Source organism: Paracoccus beibuensis, from assembly GCF_026162625.1.
GTDB lineage: Bacteria > Pseudomonadota > Alphaproteobacteria > Rhodobacterales > Rhodobacteraceae > Paracoccus > Paracoccus beibuensis.
Genome location: NZ_JAOTBD010000020.1, coordinates 33,627 through 53,076, shown reverse-complemented (window position 1 = coordinate 53,076; position 19,450 = coordinate 33,627). Strand labels below are relative to the sequence as shown.

Annotated in this window: 19 protein-coding genes and 1 riboswitch; of the genes, 4 read left to right on the top strand and 15 right to left on the bottom strand. The window is 70.9% G+C overall.

The window, feature by feature from the left end:
- Positions 1 to 14 precede the first annotated feature (14 nt).
- From OC159_RS12840 to cbiE, 4 genes are read right to left on the bottom strand one after another with little or no spacing between them, the layout of a single operon-like run.
- Positions 15 to 1,340 carry a cobyrinate a,c-diamide synthase gene (locus OC159_RS12840; protein WP_265501574.1) on the bottom strand — a complete coding sequence of 442 codons (1,326 nt, stop codon included), beginning with the start codon at positions 1,338 to 1,340 and terminating at the stop codon, positions 15 to 17.
- Complete coding sequence (cobM, locus tag OC159_RS12835; protein WP_265501573.1) at positions 1,337 to 2,110, bottom strand: precorrin-4 C(11)-methyltransferase; 774 nt, start codon at positions 2,108 to 2,110, stop codon at positions 1,337 to 1,339. The genes OC159_RS12840 and cobM overlap by 4 nt, the downstream gene beginning before the upstream one ends.
- A complete protein-coding gene (locus OC159_RS12830; protein ID WP_265501572.1) occupies positions 2,107 to 2,445 on the bottom strand; it encodes a cobalamin biosynthesis protein in 339 nt (112 codons plus the stop codon). The genes cobM and OC159_RS12830 overlap by 4 nt, the downstream gene beginning before the upstream one ends.
- Positions 2,427 to 3,617, bottom strand: coding sequence for a precorrin-6y C5,15-methyltransferase (decarboxylating) subunit CbiE (gene cbiE / locus OC159_RS12825; protein ID WP_265501571.1), 1,191 nt, complete (start codon positions 3,615 to 3,617; stop codon positions 2,427 to 2,429). Before cbiE ends, OC159_RS12830 begins: the two co-directional genes overlap by 19 nt.
- Here cbiE and OC159_RS12820 point away from each other — a divergent pair.
- Positions 3,616 to 4,362, top strand: coding sequence for a cobalt-precorrin-6A reductase (locus OC159_RS12820; protein ID WP_265501570.1), 747 nt, complete (start codon positions 3,616 to 3,618; stop codon positions 4,360 to 4,362). The two genes, cbiE and OC159_RS12820, sit on opposite strands and share 2 nt — an antisense overlap.
- A gap of 50 nt (positions 4,363 to 4,412) precedes the next feature.
- Here the strand turns inward: OC159_RS12820 and cobJ are convergent, their stop codons facing one another.
- Genes cobJ through OC159_RS12785 form a run of 7 tightly spaced genes read right to left on the bottom strand, consistent with a single transcriptional unit; the run spans position 4,413 to position 12,264 of the window.
- Positions 4,413 to 5,147 carry a precorrin-3B C(17)-methyltransferase gene (gene cobJ, locus OC159_RS12815; protein WP_265501569.1) on the bottom strand — a complete coding sequence of 245 codons (735 nt, stop codon included), beginning with the start codon at positions 5,145 to 5,147 and terminating at the stop codon, positions 4,413 to 4,415.
- Positions 5,144 to 5,887, bottom strand: coding sequence for a precorrin-2 C(20)-methyltransferase (cobI, locus tag OC159_RS12810; RefSeq protein WP_265501568.1), 744 nt, complete (start codon positions 5,885 to 5,887; stop codon positions 5,144 to 5,146). Before cobI ends, cobJ begins: the two co-directional genes overlap by 4 nt.
- A 3-nt stretch (positions 5,888 to 5,890) precedes the next feature.
- The gene (locus OC159_RS12805) at positions 5,891 to 6,520 is read right to left on the bottom strand and encodes a precorrin-8X methylmutase (RefSeq protein ID WP_265501567.1); all 630 of its coding nucleotides are present in this window, start codon (positions 6,518 to 6,520) and stop codon (positions 5,891 to 5,893) included.
- Positions 6,520 to 7,623 carry a precorrin-3B synthase gene (gene cobG / locus OC159_RS12800; RefSeq protein WP_265501566.1) on the bottom strand — a complete coding sequence of 368 codons (1,104 nt, stop codon included), beginning with the start codon at positions 7,621 to 7,623 and terminating at the stop codon, positions 6,520 to 6,522. The genes OC159_RS12805 and cobG overlap by 1 nt, the downstream gene beginning before the upstream one ends.
- A complete protein-coding gene (gene cobN / locus OC159_RS12795; protein ID WP_265501565.1) occupies positions 7,620 to 10,865 on the bottom strand; it encodes a cobaltochelatase subunit CobN in 3,246 nt (1,081 codons plus the stop codon). Before cobN ends, cobG begins: the two co-directional genes overlap by 4 nt.
- Entirely contained in the window at positions 10,865 to 11,908 is a 1,044-nt protein-coding gene (gene cobW, locus OC159_RS12790; protein ID WP_265501564.1) for a cobalamin biosynthesis protein CobW, read from the bottom strand. Before cobW ends, cobN begins: the two co-directional genes overlap by 1 nt.
- A gap of 2 nt (positions 11,909 to 11,910) precedes the next feature.
- On the bottom strand, positions 11,911 to 12,264 hold the full coding sequence (locus tag OC159_RS12785) for a DUF1636 domain-containing protein (RefSeq protein ID WP_265501563.1): 354 nt from the start codon (positions 12,262 to 12,264) through the stop codon (positions 11,911 to 11,913).
- Between the two features lie 95 nt (positions 12,265 to 12,359).
- Positions 12,360 to 12,560: riboswitch (cobalamin riboswitch) on the bottom strand.
- 41 nt (positions 12,561 to 12,601) lie between these two features.
- Here OC159_RS12785 and cobO point away from each other — a divergent pair.
- The 3 genes from cobO (at position 12,602) to OC159_RS12770 (ending at position 15,473) form a co-directional block, all read left to right on the top strand.
- Positions 12,602 to 13,231, top strand: a complete 630-nt coding sequence (gene cobO, locus OC159_RS12780; RefSeq protein WP_265501562.1) for a cob(I)yrinic acid a,c-diamide adenosyltransferase — start codon at positions 12,602 to 12,604, stop codon at positions 13,229 to 13,231.
- A 117-nt stretch (positions 13,232 to 13,348) separates the two neighbouring features.
- Positions 13,349 to 14,071 carry a trehalose-phosphatase gene (gene otsB / locus OC159_RS12775; RefSeq protein ID WP_265501561.1) on the top strand — a complete coding sequence of 241 codons (723 nt, stop codon included), beginning with the start codon at positions 13,349 to 13,351 and terminating at the stop codon, positions 14,069 to 14,071.
- A gap of 10 nt (positions 14,072 to 14,081) precedes the next feature.
- Complete coding sequence (locus tag OC159_RS12770; protein WP_265501560.1) at positions 14,082 to 15,473, top strand: alpha,alpha-trehalose-phosphate synthase (UDP-forming); 1,392 nt, start codon at positions 14,082 to 14,084, stop codon at positions 15,471 to 15,473.
- A 236-nt stretch (positions 15,474 to 15,709) separates the two neighbouring features.
- Here OC159_RS12770 and aroQ read toward each other — a convergent pair whose 3' ends face one another.
- Genes aroQ through OC159_RS12750 form a run of 4 tightly spaced genes read right to left on the bottom strand, consistent with a single transcriptional unit; the run spans position 15,710 to position 19,304 of the window.
- Positions 15,710 to 16,135, bottom strand: coding sequence for a type II 3-dehydroquinate dehydratase (aroQ, locus tag OC159_RS12765; RefSeq protein WP_265501559.1), 426 nt, complete (start codon positions 16,133 to 16,135; stop codon positions 15,710 to 15,712).
- Between the two features lie 52 nt (positions 16,136 to 16,187).
- Positions 16,188 to 17,654 (bottom strand): asparaginase domain-containing protein, encoded by a 1,467-nt coding sequence (locus tag OC159_RS12760; protein WP_265501558.1) that lies wholly within the window; start codon positions 17,652 to 17,654, stop codon positions 16,188 to 16,190.
- Positions 17,655 to 17,688: 34 nt separating this feature from the next.
- Entirely contained in the window at positions 17,689 to 18,723 is a 1,035-nt protein-coding gene (locus tag OC159_RS12755; RefSeq protein WP_265501557.1) for a histone deacetylase family protein, read from the bottom strand.
- 38 nt (positions 18,724 to 18,761) lie between these two features.
- Positions 18,762 to 19,304: a DUF924 family protein gene (locus OC159_RS12750; RefSeq protein WP_265501556.1), complete on the bottom strand. Its 543-nt coding sequence runs from the start codon at positions 19,302 to 19,304 to the stop codon at positions 18,762 to 18,764.
- Positions 19,305 to 19,450: the final 146 nt, after the last annotated feature.

Sequence of the window (19,450 nt, the reverse complement as noted above, 5' to 3'; positions counted from 1 at the left end):
TCGCGCCGCCTGCGTCAAGTCGTGGCAGGCGCAATCAGATGAAAGAATGTCCCCGTGACCTGCCCACCGCCGGGCATCGCGCGATGGCTGCCAGTCTCGGGCACCTGGGCGCCGTTGGCATCCGTCACCTGCGCCAGCGGCGCGTCGGGCTGCGACAGGATCGAGGCATAGTGGAACTCGTGCCCCCGCAGCGGGTGCCGGCCGAGGCCCGGCACCGCCGCCAGCGGTTCGGCCCGCCGGTATCCCAGGTGCATCCGGCGCTTGGCATAGCTCGTCTCCAGCCCCAGCAGGCCCAGCATCGGGTGTCGTTTGCCCTCGGCATCGACCAGCCCCGCCCCAAGCGCCATATAGCCGCCGCATTCGCCGTGCACCGGGCGGGTTGCGGCAAAGCGGTGCAAGGCCGCGCGAAAGCCTTCGGCAGACGCGATGCGCGGCGCGTGCAGTTCAGGATAGCCGCCGGGCAGCCAGCAGCAGTCCGCGCTGACATCCGGGCCCTGGTCGGCCAGCGGCGAGAACGGCAGGATCGTCGCACCGGCTCTGCGCCAGGCCTCGATCACGTGGGGGTAGACGAAGCTGAAGGCGGCATCCCGGGCCAGGGCGATGCGCATGCCGGGCGCGGTCAGCGGCAGCGGCGCCGCGTGATCGGGCAGGGTGCGGCTGGCGGCGGCGGCGACAATGGCATCAAGGTTGCAATGCGCGCCGACAAAGTCGCCCGCATGATCCAGAATCGCCTGGAGGCCAGCGGTCTCTTCGGCCTGGACCAGCCCCAGGTGGCGTTCCGGCAGGGTGATGTTGCCCTGACGCGGCAGGACGCCCAGCACCGTGATCCCGGCGGCGCGCATCCCTTCGCGGATCAGCGCCTCGTGCCTCGCCGAGGCGACGCGGTTCAGCACCACCCCCGCGAAGGGCAGGTCCGGCCGCAGCGTGGCAAAGCCCCGCGCGGTGGCGGCGGCCGACTGCGCCTGGCCGCCCACGTCCAGGATCAGCACCACCGGCCAGCCCATCATCTGCGCGATCTCGGCGCTGGAACCGATGCCGGTTTCCCCGGCCGACGCGACCCCGTCGAAAAGCCCCATCGATCCTTCGGCCAGCACCAGGTCGGCAGGCGGCTGGCCCGTGACATGGGCGGCGATGCGCCCCGGCTCCATCGCCCAGGCATCCAGATTGAAGCTGGATCGCCCCGAGGCCGCATGGTGGAACCCCGGATCGATGTAGTCGGGTCCCGACTTGAAGGGCTGCACGGTCAGCCCCTTGCGCCGCAGCGCCGTCAGCAGGCCCAGCATCAGCATCGTCTTGCCGGTCCCCGAGGCAGGGGCCGAGATCATCAGTCCTGGCGTCATTCCGGAAACCTCGGGTCGGGGCCGACAGGGCGATAGCGGCGGTCATAGTCGGCGGCGTAAAGGCGGCTGTCGTCGAACCCCTCGGCCGCCAGTGCGGGGCCGACCAGGATCAGCGCGGTCCGGTCGATCCCCTGCGCGTCGTCCTGAACCCGCGACAGCGTTGACCGGATGATCCGCTGGTCAGGCCAGCTGGCCCGCCAGACCACCGCCACCGGGCAGTCGGGGCCGTAATCCGGCATCAGGTCCGCCACCACCCGGTCCAGCGCGTGGATCGACAGATGGATCGCCAGCGTCGCCCCGGTGGCGGCGAAGGCGGTCAGCGTTTCGCGTTCGGGCATGGTCGAGGCGCGGCCCGGCGTCCGTGTCAGCACCACCGATTGCGAAATGCCGGGCAGCGTCAGCTCGGTCTCCAGCGCGGCGGCCGCCGCGGCGAAGGACGGCACGCCCGGCGTCACCTGGAACGGGATGCCAAGCTGGCGCAGGCGGCGCAGCTGTTCGCCCAGTGCCGACCAGACCGACAGGTCGCCCGAATGCAGCCGCGCAACGTCATGGCCTTTGGCATTGGCCTGCGCCATCTCCTCGACGATCTGGTCCAGGCTGAGCGGCGCGGTGTTCACGATCCGGGCGCCGGGCGGGCAGTGCTGCAGCAGGGCGGGCGGCACCAGGCTGCCGGCATAGAGGCAGACGGGACAGGCGGCGATCAGGTTGCGGCCCCGCAGCGTGATCAGGTCGGCGGCACCGGGGCCGGCGCCGATGAAATGGACGGTCATGGAACCTCTGCGATGGCGATGGTGACGGGGCCGAAGGTGCGGCGCGGGGCCAGCAGCCTGCCGCCGCAGGCGATGGCGGCAGCCTCGGCCACCGATCCGGTCCCGTGCAGCGACTGGATGCGCGGTGACTGCGTCGGCGTGGCGATGCCCGTGACCGCGACCAGGTGCAATGGCAATCTTAGCGCGGCAGCGGCGGGGCGTAACTCGGCTTCGCGGGCGGGAATGGTGGCCAGCGCGTCGATGCTGCCCGCCGCTGCGATGGCGTCAAGGATCGGGCCGGAGCCGGTTCCGGGACGACAGCCGATGCCGGCGATCCTCATCGGCTGACTGCCCATTGCACGACCGGGCGGGCCGGTTGCCAGCCGCGCATGCCGCCCAGGGGGGCGGCGCGGGCGAACTCGATCCGGGTCAGATCGCCGCCGTGACGGGCATGGCGGTCGGCCAGCAGCGCCTCGGTCTCTAGCGTCACGGCATTGGCGACCAGCCGCGCGCCGGGCGGCAGCACGGGCCACAGCATGTCGAACAGGGCCGCGCTGGCCCCGCCACCGACGAAGACCGCATCCGGTTCGGGCAGGTCCGCCAGCGCCTGCGGCGCCGCGCCCTGTCGCAGCATCACGCGGTCGGCCAGGCCGAAGTCGTCCAGGTTGGCGCGGATCAGCGCCAGCCGGTCCGCCCGCGGCTCGAGACAGATCGCGCGGCCCCCGGCCAGCGCCCACTCGACCGAGATCGACCCCGACCCGCCGCCGATGTCCCACAGCAGCGCGCCGGCCCTCGGCACCAGCGCCGCCAGCGTCAGCGCCCGGATCGGCGACTTGGTGATCTGGCCCTGATGGGCGAACTGGTCGTCGGGACGGCCCGCAACAGCCGACAGCCCGAAGCCGCGTGGCAGGTCCGACCCGTCCAGCGCCACGGCCACCGGCGCGCCCACATCCGTCAGCGCGAACCCCGCCGCCGTGGCCTGGCGGACACGTTCGGCGGGCCCTGCAAGCCGCTCCAGCACCGTCATCCGGATGGCCCCCGCGCTCTGCGCCCTCAGCCAGGCGGCCAGCGTGGCCGGGGCGTTACCGTCCCGCAGCGTCGCAATGATCCGGCAGCCGCGCGCCAGATGCGGCCGAAGGCGCGCGAAGGGGGCGGCGTGCAGGCCCAAGGTCACGCAGCTCTCGATCCGCCAGCCAAGCCGCGCAGCCGCCAGCGACAGCACCCCCGGCGCGGGTAGGGCGCGCCATTCGGCGGGCTGCAACGCTGCGGCAAGGCTGCCGCCGGCGCCGAACCAGAAGGGATCGCCCGAGGCCAGCACCGCCACCCGCTGCCCCCGCAGCGCCAGCACCGGTGCGATGTCGAATGGCACCGGCCAGAACCGTCCCCGCGCGCCGACCCCCGCAAGCTGCAGATGGCGAGGGCCGCCGAACACGACCTCGGCCGCGGCCAGCGCATGGCGGCTTGCATCGCCCAGGCCGGGCAAGCCATTCTCGGTGATCCCGATGATTGTCAACCAAGGGTCAGCCATGCCGCGCGTCCTTCTGCTGGGCGGAACGTCCGAAGCCAGCGCCCTGGCTCGCCTGCTTGCCGAAGCGCAGGTGCCGGCGATCTATTCCTATGCCGGGCGCACCGCCGCACCGTTGGCCCAGCCACTGCCGCTGCGCATCGGCGGCTTCGGCGGCCCCGAAGGGCTGGAGCGTTACCTGCGCGACAAGGCGATCAGCCACCTGATCGATGCCACGCACCCCTTCGCCGCCCGCATCAGCCGCAACGCGACCCAGGCCGCGCGCCGCGCCGGTGTGCCGCTGCTGGCCCTGCAGCGCCCGGAGTGGCAACCCGGTCCGGGGGACGACTGGACCGGCGTTGCCGACATCGACGGTGCCGTCGCGATGCTGCCGCCGACGCCCTCGCGGATCTTCCTGGCCATCGGCAAGCAGAGCCTTGCGTCCTTCGCCGGCCTGCCGCATCGCTGGCTGCTGCGGCTGATAGATGCGCCCGGCGAACCGCCCCTGCCGCAAGCCGACGTCGTGATCGCCCGCGGACCCTTCACCGAAGCCGGCGACCGAGCGCTGATGGCCGCGCATGGCATCACGCACCTGGTCGCCAAGAACAGCGGCGGCAGCGGGGCGGCGGCGAAGCTTGCTGCCGCGCGGGCCCTGGGCATCCGCGTGATCATGATCGACCGCCCATGGGTTCCAGAGCGCATGACGGTCACCGAGCCGCAGGTGGCGCTGGATTGGCTGCGCGACAGCACCCCTGCCGGCAGCGGCTGACAGTTCCGGCAACTGCCGGCAAGGGCGCCGCGTCTGACGTCCGCCTCGCATCAGGCGACGCCTGCGCTGCGGGGGGTATAGACCCACCGGCCGACCCGCCGCGTGGCAGAGTTGCCGACCAGCACGACCGTGCGCATGTCGGCCATCGCGGGGTGGGCATCGGCCAGCGTCACGATCTGCAGCGCCTCGTCCGGGGTGCTGACGGCGCGGGCGAAGATCAGCAGGCGCCCAGGTTCGCATTCCTCGCGCAGGATCTCCAGCACGCGGGCAAAGCCCTCGGGGCGGGACCGCGACCGGGGGTTGTAAAACGCCATCGCGAAATCGCCCCGCGCCGCATGGCGCAGGCGGTGTTCGACCAGCGCGAAGGGCTTGAGGTTGTCCGAGAGGTTGATCGCGCAGAAATCGTGGCCCAAGGGCGCGCCGGCCCGCGCCGCCGCCGCCAGCATCGCCGTGATGCCCGGCAGGATGCGGATGTCCGGATCGGCGCCCGCCGCCTCGAGCGCCTCGAATAGGGCCGAGGCCATGGCAAAGACCCCCGGATCGCCGGACGACACGATGACCACCCGCCGCCCCGCCGCCGCCAGGTCCAGCGCGTGGCGCGCGCGATCCAGTTCCACCCGGTTGTCCGAGGGATGCAGCACCAGGCCCGGACGCGGCGCGACCCGCGCAACATAGGGGATATACCCGATCACATCCGTCGCCTGATCCAGGGCGGCGGTCACCTCGGGCGTGACCAGTGCATCATCGCCCGGCCCCAGGCCCGCGACGGCGATCCAGCCGGTCATTCGGCAGCATCCGGCACCGCAACAGGGCGGCGGCCCTGGCCGTGGACCAATACGATGGCGAAATAGGGGCAGTCGGCGCCCTCGACCTCGGCCAGCCGCGCGATGCGTTGGCCCGGCATGGTGCCGCGCTCGACCAGCCAGGCGTCATCAAGGCGTCCGGCGGCGGCCAGCGCGCGGCGGACCTTGGGCAGGTTGCGGCCGGTCTTCATGACCACCATCGCGTCGCAGGCCGACATGTGGCGCGCCAGGTCGGCTTCGGGAAGCGTGCCCATCAGCACGGTCAGCACGTCGTCGCCCCAGGTGATCGGCGTGCCGCTGGCATTCCAGCAGCCGACCATGCCGGGAGTGCCGGGGATCACCCGCACCGGCACCCGGTCCTTCAGCCGCACATAGAGGTGCATGAAAGAGCCATAAAGAAACGGGTCCCCTTCGCACAGCACCACCACCTCGTCGGTCGCGGCCAGCGCCGCCAGACGCCCTGCCCAGTCGTCGTAGAAGGCCGACAGCAGGTCGTTATAGGCTGGGCTGTCGAAGGGCAGTTCCGTCGTCACCGGGTATTCCATCGGGTATTCGGTGCAACCGGCAGGCAGCATGCCCTGCACGATCCGCCGGGCCTGCCCCTGCCGTCCGGGCTTGCGGAAGAAGGCCACGTGCCGCGCGCCCCGGATCGCGCGGTCCGCGCCCACCGAGATGAGGTCCGGATCCCCCGGCCCAAGACCCGCGCAGATGATCTGTCCCATGGTTCACTCCTTCCGGCTGGCCAGCGCGTTGATCGCCGCCACGGTGATGGCCGAGCCGCCAAGCCGCCCGCGCACGATGACCGAGGGTGCAGGAGGTGCCGCCATCAGCGCGTCCTTGGATTCGGCCGCGCCCACGAAGCCCACGGGGCAGCCGATGATCGCGGCGGGACGGGGGCAGGCAGGGTCTTCCAGCATGTTCAGCAAGTGGAACAGGGCGGTCGGCGCATTGCCGATGGCGACCAGCGCGCCGTCCAGATGCGGACGCCACAGCTCCAGCGCGGTGGCGCTGCGGGTGTTGCCCATGTCGCGCGCCATGTCTGGGACGCGAGGGTCGTGCAGGGTGCAGATAACCTGGTTGTTCGCGGGCAGCCGGGCACGGGTCACGCCTTCGCTGACCATGCGCGCATCGCAGAGGATCGGGGCACCGGCCGCTAGCGCCGCGCGGGCGGCGGTCGCCATGCCGGGGGTGAAGGCCACGTCGCGTTCCAGGCCCACCAGCCCCGCCGCGTGGATCATGCGGACGACGACGGGCTCCTCGTCGGCGTCGAAGCGCGCCAGATCGGCCTCGGCCCGGATGGTGGCGAAGGACTGGCGATAGATGGCGGCGCCGTCCTTTTCATAGTCGTGGGGCATCAGAGAACCTTCGGCAGTTGGTCGGGGTGCAGGCCGCGCAGGGCGGCGGGATCGGCGGCGCGGCCGTGGCAGATCAGGTCGAACCCTTCGGTCGTGGCGGTCAGGGTGCGGTCGGCGGCGTGCGGCCAGCCGCAGCCCTTGGCGCAGCCAGACACATGCAGCACCGCGCCGGGCGGGACAAGCTCTGCCAGGCTGCGGGCCAGGTTGCGGGTCTCGGCCAGGGCCTGCGGACAGGCGGGCGCGCCGGGGCAGGCCCGCAGCCTGAGGCGGGGGTCTATGGGGTCAAGGATCAGGCCCGGCATCGCGGGCAGGTGGCGCGCGCCCCGCACCAGCAGCATCCGCCACGGAGTCATCCGCAAGGGGCCAAGGCGCGCCAGGCGGCGCAGCGTGTCGGGGGGGACCTGCCCGAACTCCATCGCCGCCAGCATGCCCTGCGGGACCGCGCCGGGGCCGGGCGGGGGCATGGGGGCGGGCGCCGGCAGCGCCGCATCGGGGCGGATGCCCCGCGCGATCAGCGCCGCCATCCGGCCACGGCCACCGGCCGCGCCGCCCATGTCCAGAAACCACCGCGCCAGCGCCAGCGCATCATCGACGGATCGCAAGGGGGCGGCGAGATTCACCCCGTCGGCGCGCAGCAGCAGGGCCTCGCGGCCCCGCTCGATGCGGATATCGGCCGGGTCGCGGGCCAGGACCGGGACGCGGCCGGGATCGACCGCAAAGCCGAATTTGGCCGGCAGCGGCAGGTCCGAGGCGGCCAGCGCCCCAGCCAACGCCTCGGCCAGGGCATCCGCCTCGGCATCCGCGAAGGGGGTGACAAGGATGTTGCGCCGCGTCTCGGCGGCGATGTCGGCGTCGATCAGGGCATGCGCCGACAGGGCCGCAACCAGCGGCGCGTGCGCGGCGGGCGCCACGCCGCGCAGCTGCAGGTTGGCGCGTCCGGTCAGCTCGATCACGCCGTTGCCATGGGCCTCGGCGGCATCGGCGATGGCCCCCGCCTGCGCCGCGTCCAGCCGCCCGCCCCGGGGGCGGATGCGGACGACCCAGCCGTCGCCGGACTGCATCGGCTGCAGCGCACCGGGGCACCAGCCCTTCACCACGCTCACAGCGTCACCGCGATGGAGTTGCGGCGCGTCACCCACAGGCCCGCCTCGTGCAGCCGCTGGAACAGGTCGCGCATCGCGGCCAGCGCCGGCGCGTTCTCGGCCTCCATGAAGTTCACGATCTCGGGCCGGCCAAGCGTTGCCTCGTGATACAGGTCGAACAGATGCGGCGGCACGGCGCCCGCCAGATGGGCAAAGGCCGCCATGTGGTCCAGCGTCGCCGCGATCTCGGCAGCGCCGCGAAAGCCGTGGCGGGTCATGGCGTCGGCCCAGGCCGGGTCGGCGGCGCGGGAGCGGACGGTGCGGGCCACCTCCTCGGTCAGGGTGCGGGCGCGGGGGCGGTCGGGCTGCGTCGCGTCAAGATGATACAGCGCCGCCTTGCCCCCCAGATGAGCCATGGCGGCGGCGAATCCCGCCTCGTGTGCGGCAAAGTCGGCGGCCATCAGCAAGTCGGTCTCGGGCAGGTCTTGCGGGTGCACGAAGCTGTCGACGCCCGCCAGCCGCGCCTCCAGCCCCGCGCGGTCGGGGCGGCTGGTTCCGTCCGCGCCGATCGCCCAGGCAGAGGCCGACAGCCACGCCTCTCCGGCCGCCTGCCGGGCCGCATCGGTGAAGCTGTCCGGCGCAGTGCCCATGCCCAGGCCATATTGCCCCGGCTGCGGGCCAAAGACGCGGGGCGCGCGGGCGGCATAGGGATTTCCGGCCTCGTCCCGGTCCGCCAGGGTGGCCGTCCCTGTCTCGAACAGCTGCGCCAGCACCGGAAAGACGTCACGAAAAAGGCCCGAGACCCGCAGCGTCACGTCGATGCGCGGCCGGTCCAGCAGCGCCGCCGGGATCACCTCGACCCCCGAGACGCGGCCCGAACCCGCATCCCAGACCGGCTTCAGCCCCGCCAGGTGCAGGGCCATGGCGAATTCCTCGCCGGCGGTGCGCATGGTCGCGCTGCCCCACAGGTCCACGACCAGCCCCTGCGGCCAGTCGCCGTGATCCTGCAGGTGGCGGCGCAGCAATTCCTCGGCCAGTTTCACGCCCTGCGCATGGGCTGCGGGCGTGGGCACGGCGCGCGGATCGACCGAAAAGAGGTTCCGGCCCGTCGGCATCACGTCCCGGCGCCCCCGGTTCGGCGACCCCGAGGGGCCCGGCGCCACGAACCGCCCATCCAGCGCGGCCATCAGGCCCGCGCGTTCGGCATCTCCACACTCACCGCTGCCCCAGACATGCAGCCCCTCGCCATACTGGCTTTCCTTGATGTCGCAAACGAAGCGGTCGATGCGGGTGATCGCCTCGGCGGCAGAGGCATCGGGCGGGATGCCCAGGTCATCCTCGACCCCCAGGGCGCGGGCCTCGTCGCGGATGGCGGCGATCAGGCGGTCGCGGCGCGCGGGGTCCAGCCCGTCGGCGGTGGAATATTCGTCCAGGCTCCGCTCCAGCCCCGCCATGCCAGGGGGCAGGGCGGATTGCCGCATCGGCGGCGGCATGTGGCCCAACGTCACCGCACCGATGCGGCGCTTGGCCTGCGCGGCCTCGCCCGGGTCGTTGACGATGAAGGGATAGATCACCGGCAGCGCCCCCGTCAGCGCCTGCGGCCAGCAGTCGCCCGACAGCGCCACCGCCTTGCCCGGCAGCCATTCCAGCGTGCCATGGGCCCCCATGTGGACCAGCGCATGCGGGCCTTGCGCGCGCAGCCACAGGTAGAAGGCGACATAGGCGTGGCGAGGAACGCGGGTCAGGTCGTGGTAATCATTCTCGCGCCCCGCGCGGTGGCTGCGCTCGGGCTGCAGCGCGACGATCAGCTTGCCGCGCCGGATCGCGGCGATGCGGAAAGCGCCATGCCGGCAGTCGGGGTCGTCCTCGGGGGCGCCCCAAGCCGCCTGCAGATCGTCCTGCAGCGCCTGCGGCAGGGTGGCCAGCGCGGCGCGGTACTCCTCCAGCGGGCAGTCCAGCCGCGCGGTCGTCAGCGCGGCCGCGCTGCCGGGGGTGGCGTCATACCCGGCCTTGGCCAGCATCCCCCCCACCGCATCTGCCGAGGCGGGCGCGTCCAATCCGACGGCATGGGCCATCTGCCAGTCGCGGCCGGGATAGGTGGACAGCACCATCGCCACCCGGCGCGCGGGCAGGGGCGTTTGGGCCAGCCGCGCCCAGGCCTCGATCCGGTTCACGGCGGCGGTCAGCAGGTCGGGGTCGGGCCGGTGGGCAAAGCGCGAATATTGCAGGTCGGGGTCGCGGCGTCCGGGCGACTTGAAGCTGATGACGCCGGCGAAGATGCGGCCGTCCACCTCGGGCAGGACGACGTTCATCGCCAGGTCCGAGGGGGACAGGCCACGTTCGGCCCCCGCCCAGTCACGGCGGCGGTTGGTGGACAAGGCGACCTGGAAGACCGGCGCGGGGAAATCTGCAAAGGGTGCCATTCCGGCCCGGGCTGTTTGGCCGAGGGGAACGACCTGTTCAGCTGCGCCGCTGCCCGCCGCAAAGCCGGTGGCGTTCACGATGATCCGGGGCGCCGTGGTCAGGGCGGCCGCCAGCCAGTCGCCAAGCCCCTCGGCCTTCAGAGAGGGCGCGAATGCCCCCGTGGCGCTGATCCCGCCCCCGCGCAGCGTGCGGATCAGCGCGTCGATGGCGGCCATGTCGGCGGCGGCCAGCCAACTGCGGTAAAAGGTCACCAGCGCCTGCACTTCGCCCGGCGCATCGACCACGCCGTGGTCGGGATCATAGAACCCCATCTGCGGCAGCGTCTTGCGGCCCGGCACCGGCGCGGCCTCCAGCCCCGAGGCGATGGCCATCTGCGCCAGCGCCGCCTGCGCGGCCACCGCGCCGCCCTGGTCGCAATGCCGCCGTAGCACGCGCAGGACCGATGCCGGAACGGTCGAGGCCTCCTCCAGCCGCGCATCGTCGCGACCGTCGGCGGGCAGCACGGCCAGCGCGATCCCCTTCCGGCGCGCAAGATCCTGCACAGAGGCCAGGCCATAGGGCCAATAGGCCTCTCCTCCGATCAGGCGGATCAGGATGCCTTTCGCGCCGGCCAGCGTGTTTTCGACATAGGTATCGACCGACACGGGGTGCCGCAGCGCCACAAGGTTGCAGAGCCGCAGCGACGGCAGTCCGCCCGCCGCGCGCCGCCAGCCCTCCGCGAATGCCCCGAGGTCGCTGTCGGAAAACGACAGGACCACCAGATCCGCCGGCGTCTGGCCGGGGTCGTAGGGGGTGTCGGACCGCTCGAGTCCGACCTGTTCGCGGAAGATGACGTGCATTACGCGGGCACAGCCTCCAGAACCGCCCGGATCGCCGCCGGATCGACGTGGTCGTGTTCGGCGATCACAACCAGACGCGACCGGCGGGGCTGGTCGCCCCAGGGGCGGTCGTACTGGTGGCGCACCCGCGCGCCGACCGCCTGCACCAGCAGGCGCATGGGCTTGCCAGCCACGGCGACATGTCCCTTGACGCGCAGGATGTGCTGTTCGGCGGCCAGCCGTGCGATGCGGACGGTCAGATCGGCGGGATCGGCGATTTCGGGCAGGTCGATCACGACGGTGTCGAAATCCTCATGCTCGTGATCGTCAGCGCCGTCATGGTGGCTGGGCCGGGCGGCCAGGTCATCCTCGGCGGCCTTGCCGAGGCCCAGGATCAGGCGCGGGTCGATGGCGCCCTCGGTCACGGTCAGGATGGGCAGGGGGCGGGGCGCCTCGGCCTCGATCACGGCGCGGGCGGCGGCGATGCCCGCCTCTCCGGCCAGATCGGCCTTGGTCAGCAGCACCACATCCGCGCAGGAGATCTGGTCCTCGAACACCTCGGACAGCGGCGTCTCGTGATCCAGGCTGTCATCGGCCTGCCGCTGCGCGTCCACCGCCGCCACGTCGGGGGCAAAGCGGCCCGCCGCCACCGCCTCGGCATCGGCCAGCGCGATCACCCCGTCCACGGTGATGCGCGAGCGGATCGCCGACCAGTCGAAAGCCTTCAGCAAGGGTTTCGGCAGCGCCAGGCCCGAGGTTTCGATCAGGATGTGATCGGGCTTTTGCGGCAGCGCCATCAGCGATTCCAGCGTCGGGATGAAGTCGTCGGCGACCGTGCAGCAGATGCAGCCGTTCGACAGCTCCAGGATGTTCTCGGCCGGGCAGGATGCGTCGGCGCAGCCCTTCAGGATGTCACCGTCGACGCCCATCGTGCCGAATTCGTTGACGATCACCGCAAGGCGCTTGCCCTGCGGGTTCTGCATCAGGTGGCGGATCAGGGTCGTCTTTCCCGACCCCAGAAAGCCTGTAATCACGGTGACGGGGGTCTTGGTCAGATCGGTCATTGTCACTCCTGCGGGGGAATTCGGGCAAGGCTCTGCTTGCGGAAGATCACGGGGCGCTCGCGCCAGGGCACGATGCCGTCGGGGGTGCCGGCATAGGCGGCGGCGCCGGCCAGGATGTCTGCGGCGTCTTCGGGCGTCAGGCGGCCATAGACATAGGACCACTTGCCCGGAGCCGACAAGGCCACCGAACAGCCCTGCGAACAGGCCGAGAGACATTCGACCGCACGGATCTGCACGCCCTCGGGGGCGGCGTCCTGCAGCGTCTCGTGCAGGACGGCGCCGGGGCGCGGGGCGTCGAGGTCCTCTGCCGGCTGGGTGCCGCGGCAGGTGGTGCAGACATGCAGAACAGCGCGCATCGCCGGCCTTTCCTTTGTGGGGTCGGGGAATGTCCGAAAGGGACGGCGCGGGTCGACCGGCCATCGCCTGCCGGTCGCGAAACACCCCGTTCGCCCGTCAACAACAGGTGCTGGCAGGTCTCCCGGCTTGCGGATCCAGGGTTTCCCCAACGGTCGGCCCACCTTCCCGGCATCTGCCAGTGGATCGGGCGACCTTTCCGGTCACGGTCGCGGGGGCGGCTGCGCCTGGGGCCGGGGCCCTGTCGCATTCCCTCTTCACCTGTCGTAGGACAGGAACCAACACGCGTCCACCAAAAGCGCCGCGCCAGTGATTTGTCAACCATGGAGGAGCCTGCCCGTGACCCAGAACGACCCCATTCCCGCCGAGGATCTGGCCCGCCACGCCCGGAAGATGGCCAAGAAGAAGGCCGCCCGCGACCGCATGATGGAGACGAAGACCGGCGAAAAGGGGCTGATCATCGTCCATACCGGCCCGGGCAAGGGCAAATCCTCCTCCGGCTTCGGGATGATCATGCGCTGCATCGCGCACGGGATGCCGTCGGCGGTGGTGCAGTTCATCAAGGGGGCGTGGGACACGGGCGAACGGCGGCTGCTGACGACGCATTTCCCCGACCTCTGCCAGTTCCACAGCATGGGCGAGGGGTTCACTTGGGAAACCCAGGACAAGTCGCGCGACATCGCCGCCGCCCAGGCTGGCTGGGCCAAGGCCCGGGACCTGATCCGCAACCCCGATATCCGCATGGTTCTGCTGGACGAGATCAACATCGCCTTCCGCTATGGCTATCTGGACGTGACCGAGGTGGTGGAGTTCCTGGCATCCGAGAAGCCGCCGATGACGCACGTGGTCCTGACCGGCCGCGGCGCGCCCGAGGCTCTGGTCGAAGCCGCCGACCTGGTGACCGAGATGACGCAGGTGAAGCATCCCTTCCGGTCGGGCATCAAGGCGCAGGCAGGGGTGGAATACTGACCGCCATGCCGCATCGCGGCAGAAAAATACACGGAATGGTGAACCAGTGGGGGGCTTCGGGGGTTGGATGTTGACGCCACTGGTCCGTGTCCACGCCTTGCAGGAGTATCGCCGCCCATGAACCCCCCTCCGCTTCCCGCCGATGCCGCGCTGTTTCTCGATTTCGACGGTTGCCTGGTCGAGATCGCCCATCGCCCGGACGCGGTTGTCGTATCAGAGGCGCTGCGGGACCGGCTGGTCAGGCTGAACGACCGGCTGGACGGGGCGCTTGCGTTGATTTCGGGGCGGGACGTGGCGGACCTGCGCGGCCACCTGGTGGATTTCCGGGGTATCGTCGCTGGCAGCCACGGGTCAGAACTCTCGGTCGGCCCCGACGAGATCCAGACGCTGCACCAGGCGCCCTTCGACGCCGCCGCCCTTCATGCCGCCGCACGGAAGCTGGCCGCCCCCCATCCCGCGATTCTGGTCGAGGAAAAGCCGCATGGCGTCGCCATGCATTACCGCGACACGCCCTCGCTTCAGGGCTTCGTCGAGGATGCGATGCACGATCTGGCCGCCCGCAACCCGCACCTGATGCTGCAGCCCGCCAAGATGGCGCTGGAGCTGCGGCCCGGCGGGGTCGGCAAGGATACCGCGCTGGCGCAGCTGATGCAGATGCCGCCCTTCGAGGGGCGCGTGCCGGTCTTCGCCGGCGATGACACCACCGACGAACCCGCCATGGCCGAGGCGCAATCCCGCGGCGGTTTCGCGATCAAGATCGGCGAGGGTCCCACCGCCGCCCGCCACCGCCTGTCCGACCCTGCCGCGCTGGCGGCCTGGCTGGACGCATCGCTGAACTGAGGGAGAGAGCATGTCGCGCCTGATCGTCGTCTCGAACCGCCTGCCTCTGGGCGACAACCCGTCCGGCGGCCTTGTTGTCGCGCTGGAAGACGCGTTGCGCAGCTCTGGCGGGGTCTGGATCGGGTTCTCGGGCGAGGTGGCCGACGATCCGTCGGACGACCTGCAGGACAATCCCGGTGCGCCGTTCCAGCGCCTGTCCTTCGACCTGACGCCGCAGGATCACGAGGAATACTATCTGGGGTATTCGAACTCGATCCTCTGGCCGCTCTGTCACGGGCGTCCGAACCTGATGCGCATCCTGCCGGAATACGTGGACGGCTATCGCCGGGTGAACGCGCGCATTGCCCGGATGATGGTGCCGCACCTGAAGGAAGGCGACCGGATCTGGGTTCAGGACTATCACCTCTTCCCGCTGGCCGCCGAGCTGCGCAAGCTGGGCGTCACCGCGCCCATCGGGCATTTCCTGCACACGCCCTTTCCCGGCCCTGCCGATTGCGCCGCACTGCCGAATCCGGACGAGCTGTTCGAGTGGCTGTCCCACTACGACCTTCTGGGCTTTCAGGCGCAGCGCGACCTGGGCGCCTTTTCCGAAAGCGCGCGGCAACTGGCCAAGGTGGTCCAGCTGTCGCCGACCAGCTTCCTTCTGGGCGATCGCCGGGTCCACGCGCAGGTTTTCCCGATCGGCATCGATGCCCAGGCCTTCGTGGCCGAGGCCGAGCATGCCCCCGACGAGGACCGCATCCGCAGCCTGACCGGGGCCAAGCTGATGATCGGGGTGGACCGGCTGGATTACTCCAAGGGCATCCCGCAACGCTTCCGCGCCTTCCAGATCCTCCTGGACCAGAACCCCGACCTGGTCGAGAAGATGTCGTTCCTGCAGATCGCGCCTCCCACGCGGGGCGAGGTCGAGGCCTATCAGGTCATCCGCGAGGAAACCGAACACCTGGCGGGCCGGATCAACGGGCAGTTCTCGACCCTTAACTGGACGCCGATCCGGTTCATCCACCGGCCCGTGCCCCGCAACGTGCTGGCGGGTCTGTTCCGGCAGGCCCATATCGGCCTGGTCACGCCGCTGGCCGACGGCATGAACCTGGTGGCCAAGGAATATGTCGCCGCCCAGAACCCCGAGGACCCGGGAGTGCTGATCCTGTCGCGCTTTGCCGGCGCGGCCGAGCAGATGCCCGAGGCGCTGATCATCAACCCCCACGACCCGCACGACCTGGCGCAGGCCATGGCCGACGCCATGCGCATGTCCAAGGCCGAACGCCGCCGCCGCCACGCCGCGCTGCTGGAGGGGGTGATGAGCCATGACGTCGCCTGGTGGTCGCAGACCTATCTGCGGGCCCTGCGGGTGTCGGACCAGGCCTACGAACCGGACCGGCTGCCGTCAGACGTGACGTGACTGCACGTTCTGCGTGCAACCGGTCGTGTTCCTGCATGGCTGGCGGGCAGCTTTCGCCGCCCATCCGGTGCCGCAGCATCCGGCTGTGACATTCCCGCAGCACGGGCGCATCATGACAGGGCGGGGCCAACAGCTTCGTGGCGTCCTCCTCCTCCGCATCCGTAAGGGGATCGCACAAGCACCGCCGGACCTGCCGCATCCTCCTCCCTGCGGTCGGGTCCGGCGGTCGCGCCCGTTCAGATCGACGCGGCGATGTGGCGCAGGGCCGCGACGTAGCCTTGAAGCCCAAGCCCCGCGATGATGCCGTCGGCCCGTTTCGACACGAAGGAATGATGGCGGAAGGCCTCGCGCTTGTGGATCTGGCTGATATGCACCTCGATCACCGGGCCGTCGAAGGCGTTCAGCGCGTCAAGCAGCGCGACCGAGGTATGCGTCAGCGCCCCAGGGTTGATGACGATGCCGGCGGCCTCCTCCCGCGCCTCGTGGATCCAGTCGACGATCTGGCCTTCCCAGTTCGACTGCAGGAAGCGGATCTGGTGCGGCGCGGCGGCCTCGCGGCACATCGCTTCCAGATCGGCCAGGGTCTCGCGGCCATAGATCTCGGGCTGGCGCTTGCCCAGCAGGTTCAGGTTGGGACCGTTCAGGACGTGGATCAGCGGCATGGGATTTCCTTCGGGGCTGGCCGTTCCTTGCTAGCGCAGGCCGCGCCGCCTGTCAGCCCGCCAGCGCCGTGACAGGTGCGGTGCGGCCTGCCGGATCGACCAGCAGCAGGGCCGGTGGCGCTGCGGTCAGCACCGGCACGGCACCCGGCGCGCCAGGGGCGCTGGTCCAGGCGACGGCGCCGTCCGGAGACACAAGCGCCAGCCGGTTCCCCTGCATCAGCAGCCGCCCCGGGGCAGGGGCCTGCCACAGGACTTGTCCCCCCGCCACCAGCCGTGGCCCCGCGTCGGGGTCGTTCATCAGCGTCGCGTCACCGTCCGCCGCCAGCAGGCGCTGGCCCGGAAGCAGCGTCCCGGTCAGCCGGTCGCTGGCGGCGCATTCCCCCGTCAGGCTGCGGGTCAAAAGCGCGCGCAACGCCATGCGGTCCCAGCCCTGATACCCGGCGGCGGTGTTCAGGATCATCAGCTTGGCCAGCGCGGCCACCGGCGTCATGTCGCCCGCGGCGATGGCGCCCGTCGCGCCAATCCACGCCCCGGCGGCATAGTGGAACGCGCCGACCTGCCCGTCGATGGCGCGGCTGGCGATCAGTACTGGAACCTGTGCGCCTTTTAGCGCCGCCTGCATTGCGCCGTTGCCTGCAGGGATGTTGCCCTCCCCGAACCCCTCCAGCAGCAAGCCTGTCGCGCCACCCTCCAGCGCGTCGCGCACCATGCGGGCCAGCAGGGGCTGGGCCGCGCCGTGATCGGCGGGCATGGCCGGGATCTGGGCGATGCGCTGGCTGTCGATGCAGGCTTGGACGGCATCCAGCTGGGCCAGCGCCAGCGCGTGGGCGGCAGGGTGGTTCAGCGACAGCTCCGGCGCGGCGGGTCCGGGCAGGGGCGATGTCCCGTGGCGGATGCCGATGCCCACCTCGGCCAGGGGGGGCAGGTGCGGGCTGTCGAAGCCCGCGAACCGCGTGGTCGAGACCTTCAGCGCCCGGCTGCCGCGCAACAGCTGGCCGCCAAAGAAGACCGCGACCTCTGGCAGGCGTAGGCGGGCGCAGTGCAGCGCGCCCGCAAGGTTCGCGAAGCCGTCGCTGCCCGCATTCAGGACCAGCCCCTCTGGCGTGTCACGGAACAGCGGAAGCTGCGATCCGGTCAGGATCACCGGCTTCGACAGGGCCGCGCGGGCCAGCCCCATCGCGTCGAAGACGTTCAGCAGCAGGGGCAGCGCGGCGCCGGTGAAGTCCATCGTGTCGGTGCCGTGCAGGATCACGAAGGCGTCGTGGTCGGCATAAAGCTCCAGCACCCGACGTGCGATCCGGCACCAGTCCGAGGGGCGCAGGTCCGTGCTGTCCAGCAGCCCGCCGCCGGGGAAGCGCAGGCCGGTGTCGATGTGCAGCCGGTCGTCGGGCAGCGCCGCCGCCAGCGATGCGCCCAGCAGGCCTGTTACCGCAGCCGCGAAACGTTCGGCGGACATGGGCGCCAGCGGCTGGCCGACGCTGGCGATGGTGCCGCCGGTGTTGATGACGCAGATCCGCATGGTGCCCCCTTGGTTCAGCGCCCCTATAGGCCGGTCAGGGGCCGTCGATCCAGCCCCGAAGGTGGCTGGCGATGTTCTGCGTCAGATCCTCGGAGAGATAGCCGCCCTCTTGCACGATCACGGTCGGCAGGCGCAGGGCGCGGATCAGGCGCGCGGCCTCGGCAAAGGCGGGGGTGGTCACGCGCAGGCCCTTGAAAGGGTCGTTCTCGTGCGCGTCGAGGCCGAGGGCCAGCACCAGCGCGCCGGGGGCAAAAGCGCGCATGCGCCGCGTGGCATCGGCGATGGCCTGCAGCCAGGGCGCATCGCCGCTTTTCAGGGGCAGCGGCAGGTTCAGGTTGAACCCCTCGCCCGCGCCGCGCCCGGTTTCGGGCGCATGGCCCAGGTAGAAGGGATAGAACGCGTCCGGATCGGCATGGACCGACACGGTCAGCACGTCGGCGCGGTCATAGAAAATCTCTTGCGTGCCGTTGCCGTGGTGGACGTCGATGTCCAGGATCGCGACGCGGTCGTGATGCGCCCGCAGCGCCTGCGCCGCGATGGCCGAATTGTTCAGGAAGCAGTGTCCTGCCGCCGTATCCGCATCCGCATGATGCCCCGGCGGACGGCAGAGCGCATAGGCTGCCCGCGCACCCCGCGCCACCGCATCAACCGCCGCCAACGCCGTGTCCACGCCCCGCAGCGCGGCAGAAAGGGTGTCGCGGCCAAGCGGGCAGCCGGTATCGGCCATGTGCCAGCCCGCCCGGCCCGTGATCCCCGAAGGATAGGTCTGCGTCGCCTTCTGCGGATGCAGGTTCGCCACGACCTCGGGGCCTGCGCCGGGGGCGGCCTGCCATTCCTGCCACGCCGTTTCCAGAAACTGCAGATAACGCGGTGTATGGATGGCGCGCATGGCGGCGCGGTCGGTCACCGGCGGCTCGCTGGCCGTCAGCCCGGCCAGCGCGACGCCGGCCAGCAGGCGGTCCGCGCGTTCGGCGGTTTCCTTGTTCCGCATCGGCACGCCGCGCAGCATCCAGAACTGCGGATCATGGGCGGCGGTATCGGGCGCATAAAAGCAGGGCAGCTGGTCCATGCCGCGAAGGCTAGGCCGGGCCTGCCCTGGCTGCAAGATCAGAACCCGGAATGGGTCTTCAGGAACTCGGCTTCCTCCGCTGTGCTGTCGCGGCCGAGGACCCTGTTGCGATGCGGAAAGCGGCCGAAGCGGGCGACGATGTCCCGATGTTCCCGCGCGAAGTGCTGCGAGTGGCCGTTGCCGAGCGCCTCGTACAGCGCGACCGAGCGGTCCTGGTCGGCCAGATCCTCGCTGTGCATGAAGGGCAGGTAAAAGAACTGACGGCGTTCCGGCGACTGGTCCCGGTCGAAGCCGCGATCCTGTGCGGTGCGGGCGTGGCGCAGGGCGATGTCGTTCGATTCGAAGCTGCGCGCGTCGCCGCGGTGGATGTTGCGCGGGAACTGGTCCAGCACGATCACCAGGGCCAGCGCGCTGTCCGCGTCCTCCATCCAGTGGTCCAACCCGCCTTCGTGCGCGGCCTGATAGGTGGTGGAGAAGTCGTCGCGGATGCGGCTGTCGATGTCGTCGGACTTGGCGAACCAGTTCGGCTTCATCCCGTCCGAGAACCAGAAGTCCAGCACCTGCTGCGCGGTCTTCGTCATGGCATGCTCCTTTGTTGCTGTCCCGACGGTGGGCGCAAAATCCAGAACGGGCAAGGGCGGATGGGTTCGGCCTGGGCGAACGCCGGGTTTTGGCTCCGCCGGCTGGCGGGGACGATGCCGCAGCGGCATCTTCTGCCGGGAAAGGA

Excerpts from the sequence above, each read along its gene's own strand:
- OC159_RS12840 (WP_265501574.1), bottom strand. The coding sequence starts at position 1,340 with ATGACGCCAGGACTGATGATCTCGGCCCCTGCCTCGGGGACCGGCAAG.
- otsB (WP_265501561.1), top strand. The coding sequence starts at position 13,349 with ATGAACCCCCCTCCGCTTCCCGCCGATGCCGCGCTGTTTCTCGATTTC.
- cobW (WP_265501564.1), bottom strand. The coding sequence starts at position 11,908 with ATGACCGATCTGACCAAGACCCCCGTCACCGTGATTACAGGCTTTCTG.
- cobJ (WP_265501569.1), bottom strand. The coding sequence starts at position 5,147 with ATGACCGGCTGGATCGCCGTCGCGGGCCTGGGGCCGGGCGATGATGCA.
- OC159_RS12770 (WP_265501560.1), top strand. The coding sequence starts at position 14,082 with ATGTCGCGCCTGATCGTCGTCTCGAACCGCCTGCCTCTGGGCGACAAC.
- OC159_RS12750 (WP_265501556.1), bottom strand. The coding sequence starts at position 19,304 with ATGACGAAGACCGCGCAGCAGGTGCTGGACTTCTGGTTCTCGGACGGG.
- cobM (WP_265501573.1), bottom strand. The coding sequence starts at position 2,110 with ATGACCGTCCATTTCATCGGCGCCGGCCCCGGTGCCGCCGACCTGATC.
- OC159_RS12760 (WP_265501558.1), bottom strand. The coding sequence starts at position 17,654 with ATGCGGATCTGCGTCATCAACACCGGCGGCACCATCGCCAGCGTCGGC.
- cbiE (WP_265501571.1), bottom strand. The coding sequence starts at position 3,617 with ATGGCTGACCCTTGGTTGACAATCATCGGGATCACCGAGAATGGCTTG.
- cobN (WP_265501565.1), bottom strand. The coding sequence starts at position 10,865 with ATGCACGTCATCTTCCGCGAACAGGTCGGACTCGAGCGGTCCGACACC.
- OC159_RS12820 (WP_265501570.1), top strand. The coding sequence starts at position 3,616 with ATGCCGCGCGTCCTTCTGCTGGGCGGAACGTCCGAAGCCAGCGCCCTG.
- cobI (WP_265501568.1), bottom strand. The coding sequence starts at position 5,887 with ATGGGACAGATCATCTGCGCGGGTCTTGGGCCGGGGGATCCGGACCTC.
- OC159_RS12755 (WP_265501557.1), bottom strand. The coding sequence starts at position 18,723 with ATGGACCAGCTGCCCTGCTTTTATGCGCCCGATACCGCCGCCCATGAT.
- OC159_RS12805 (WP_265501567.1), bottom strand. The coding sequence starts at position 6,520 with ATGCCCCACGACTATGAAAAGGACGGCGCCGCCATCTATCGCCAGTCC.
- aroQ (WP_265501559.1), bottom strand. The coding sequence starts at position 16,135 with ATGCCGCTGATCCACGTCCTGAACGGTCCCAACCTGAACCTGCTGGGC.
- OC159_RS12785 (WP_265501563.1), bottom strand. The coding sequence starts at position 12,264 with ATGCGCGCTGTTCTGCATGTCTGCACCACCTGCCGCGGCACCCAGCCG.
- OC159_RS12830 (WP_265501572.1), bottom strand. The coding sequence starts at position 2,445 with ATGGGCAGTCAGCCGATGAGGATCGCCGGCATCGGCTGTCGTCCCGGA.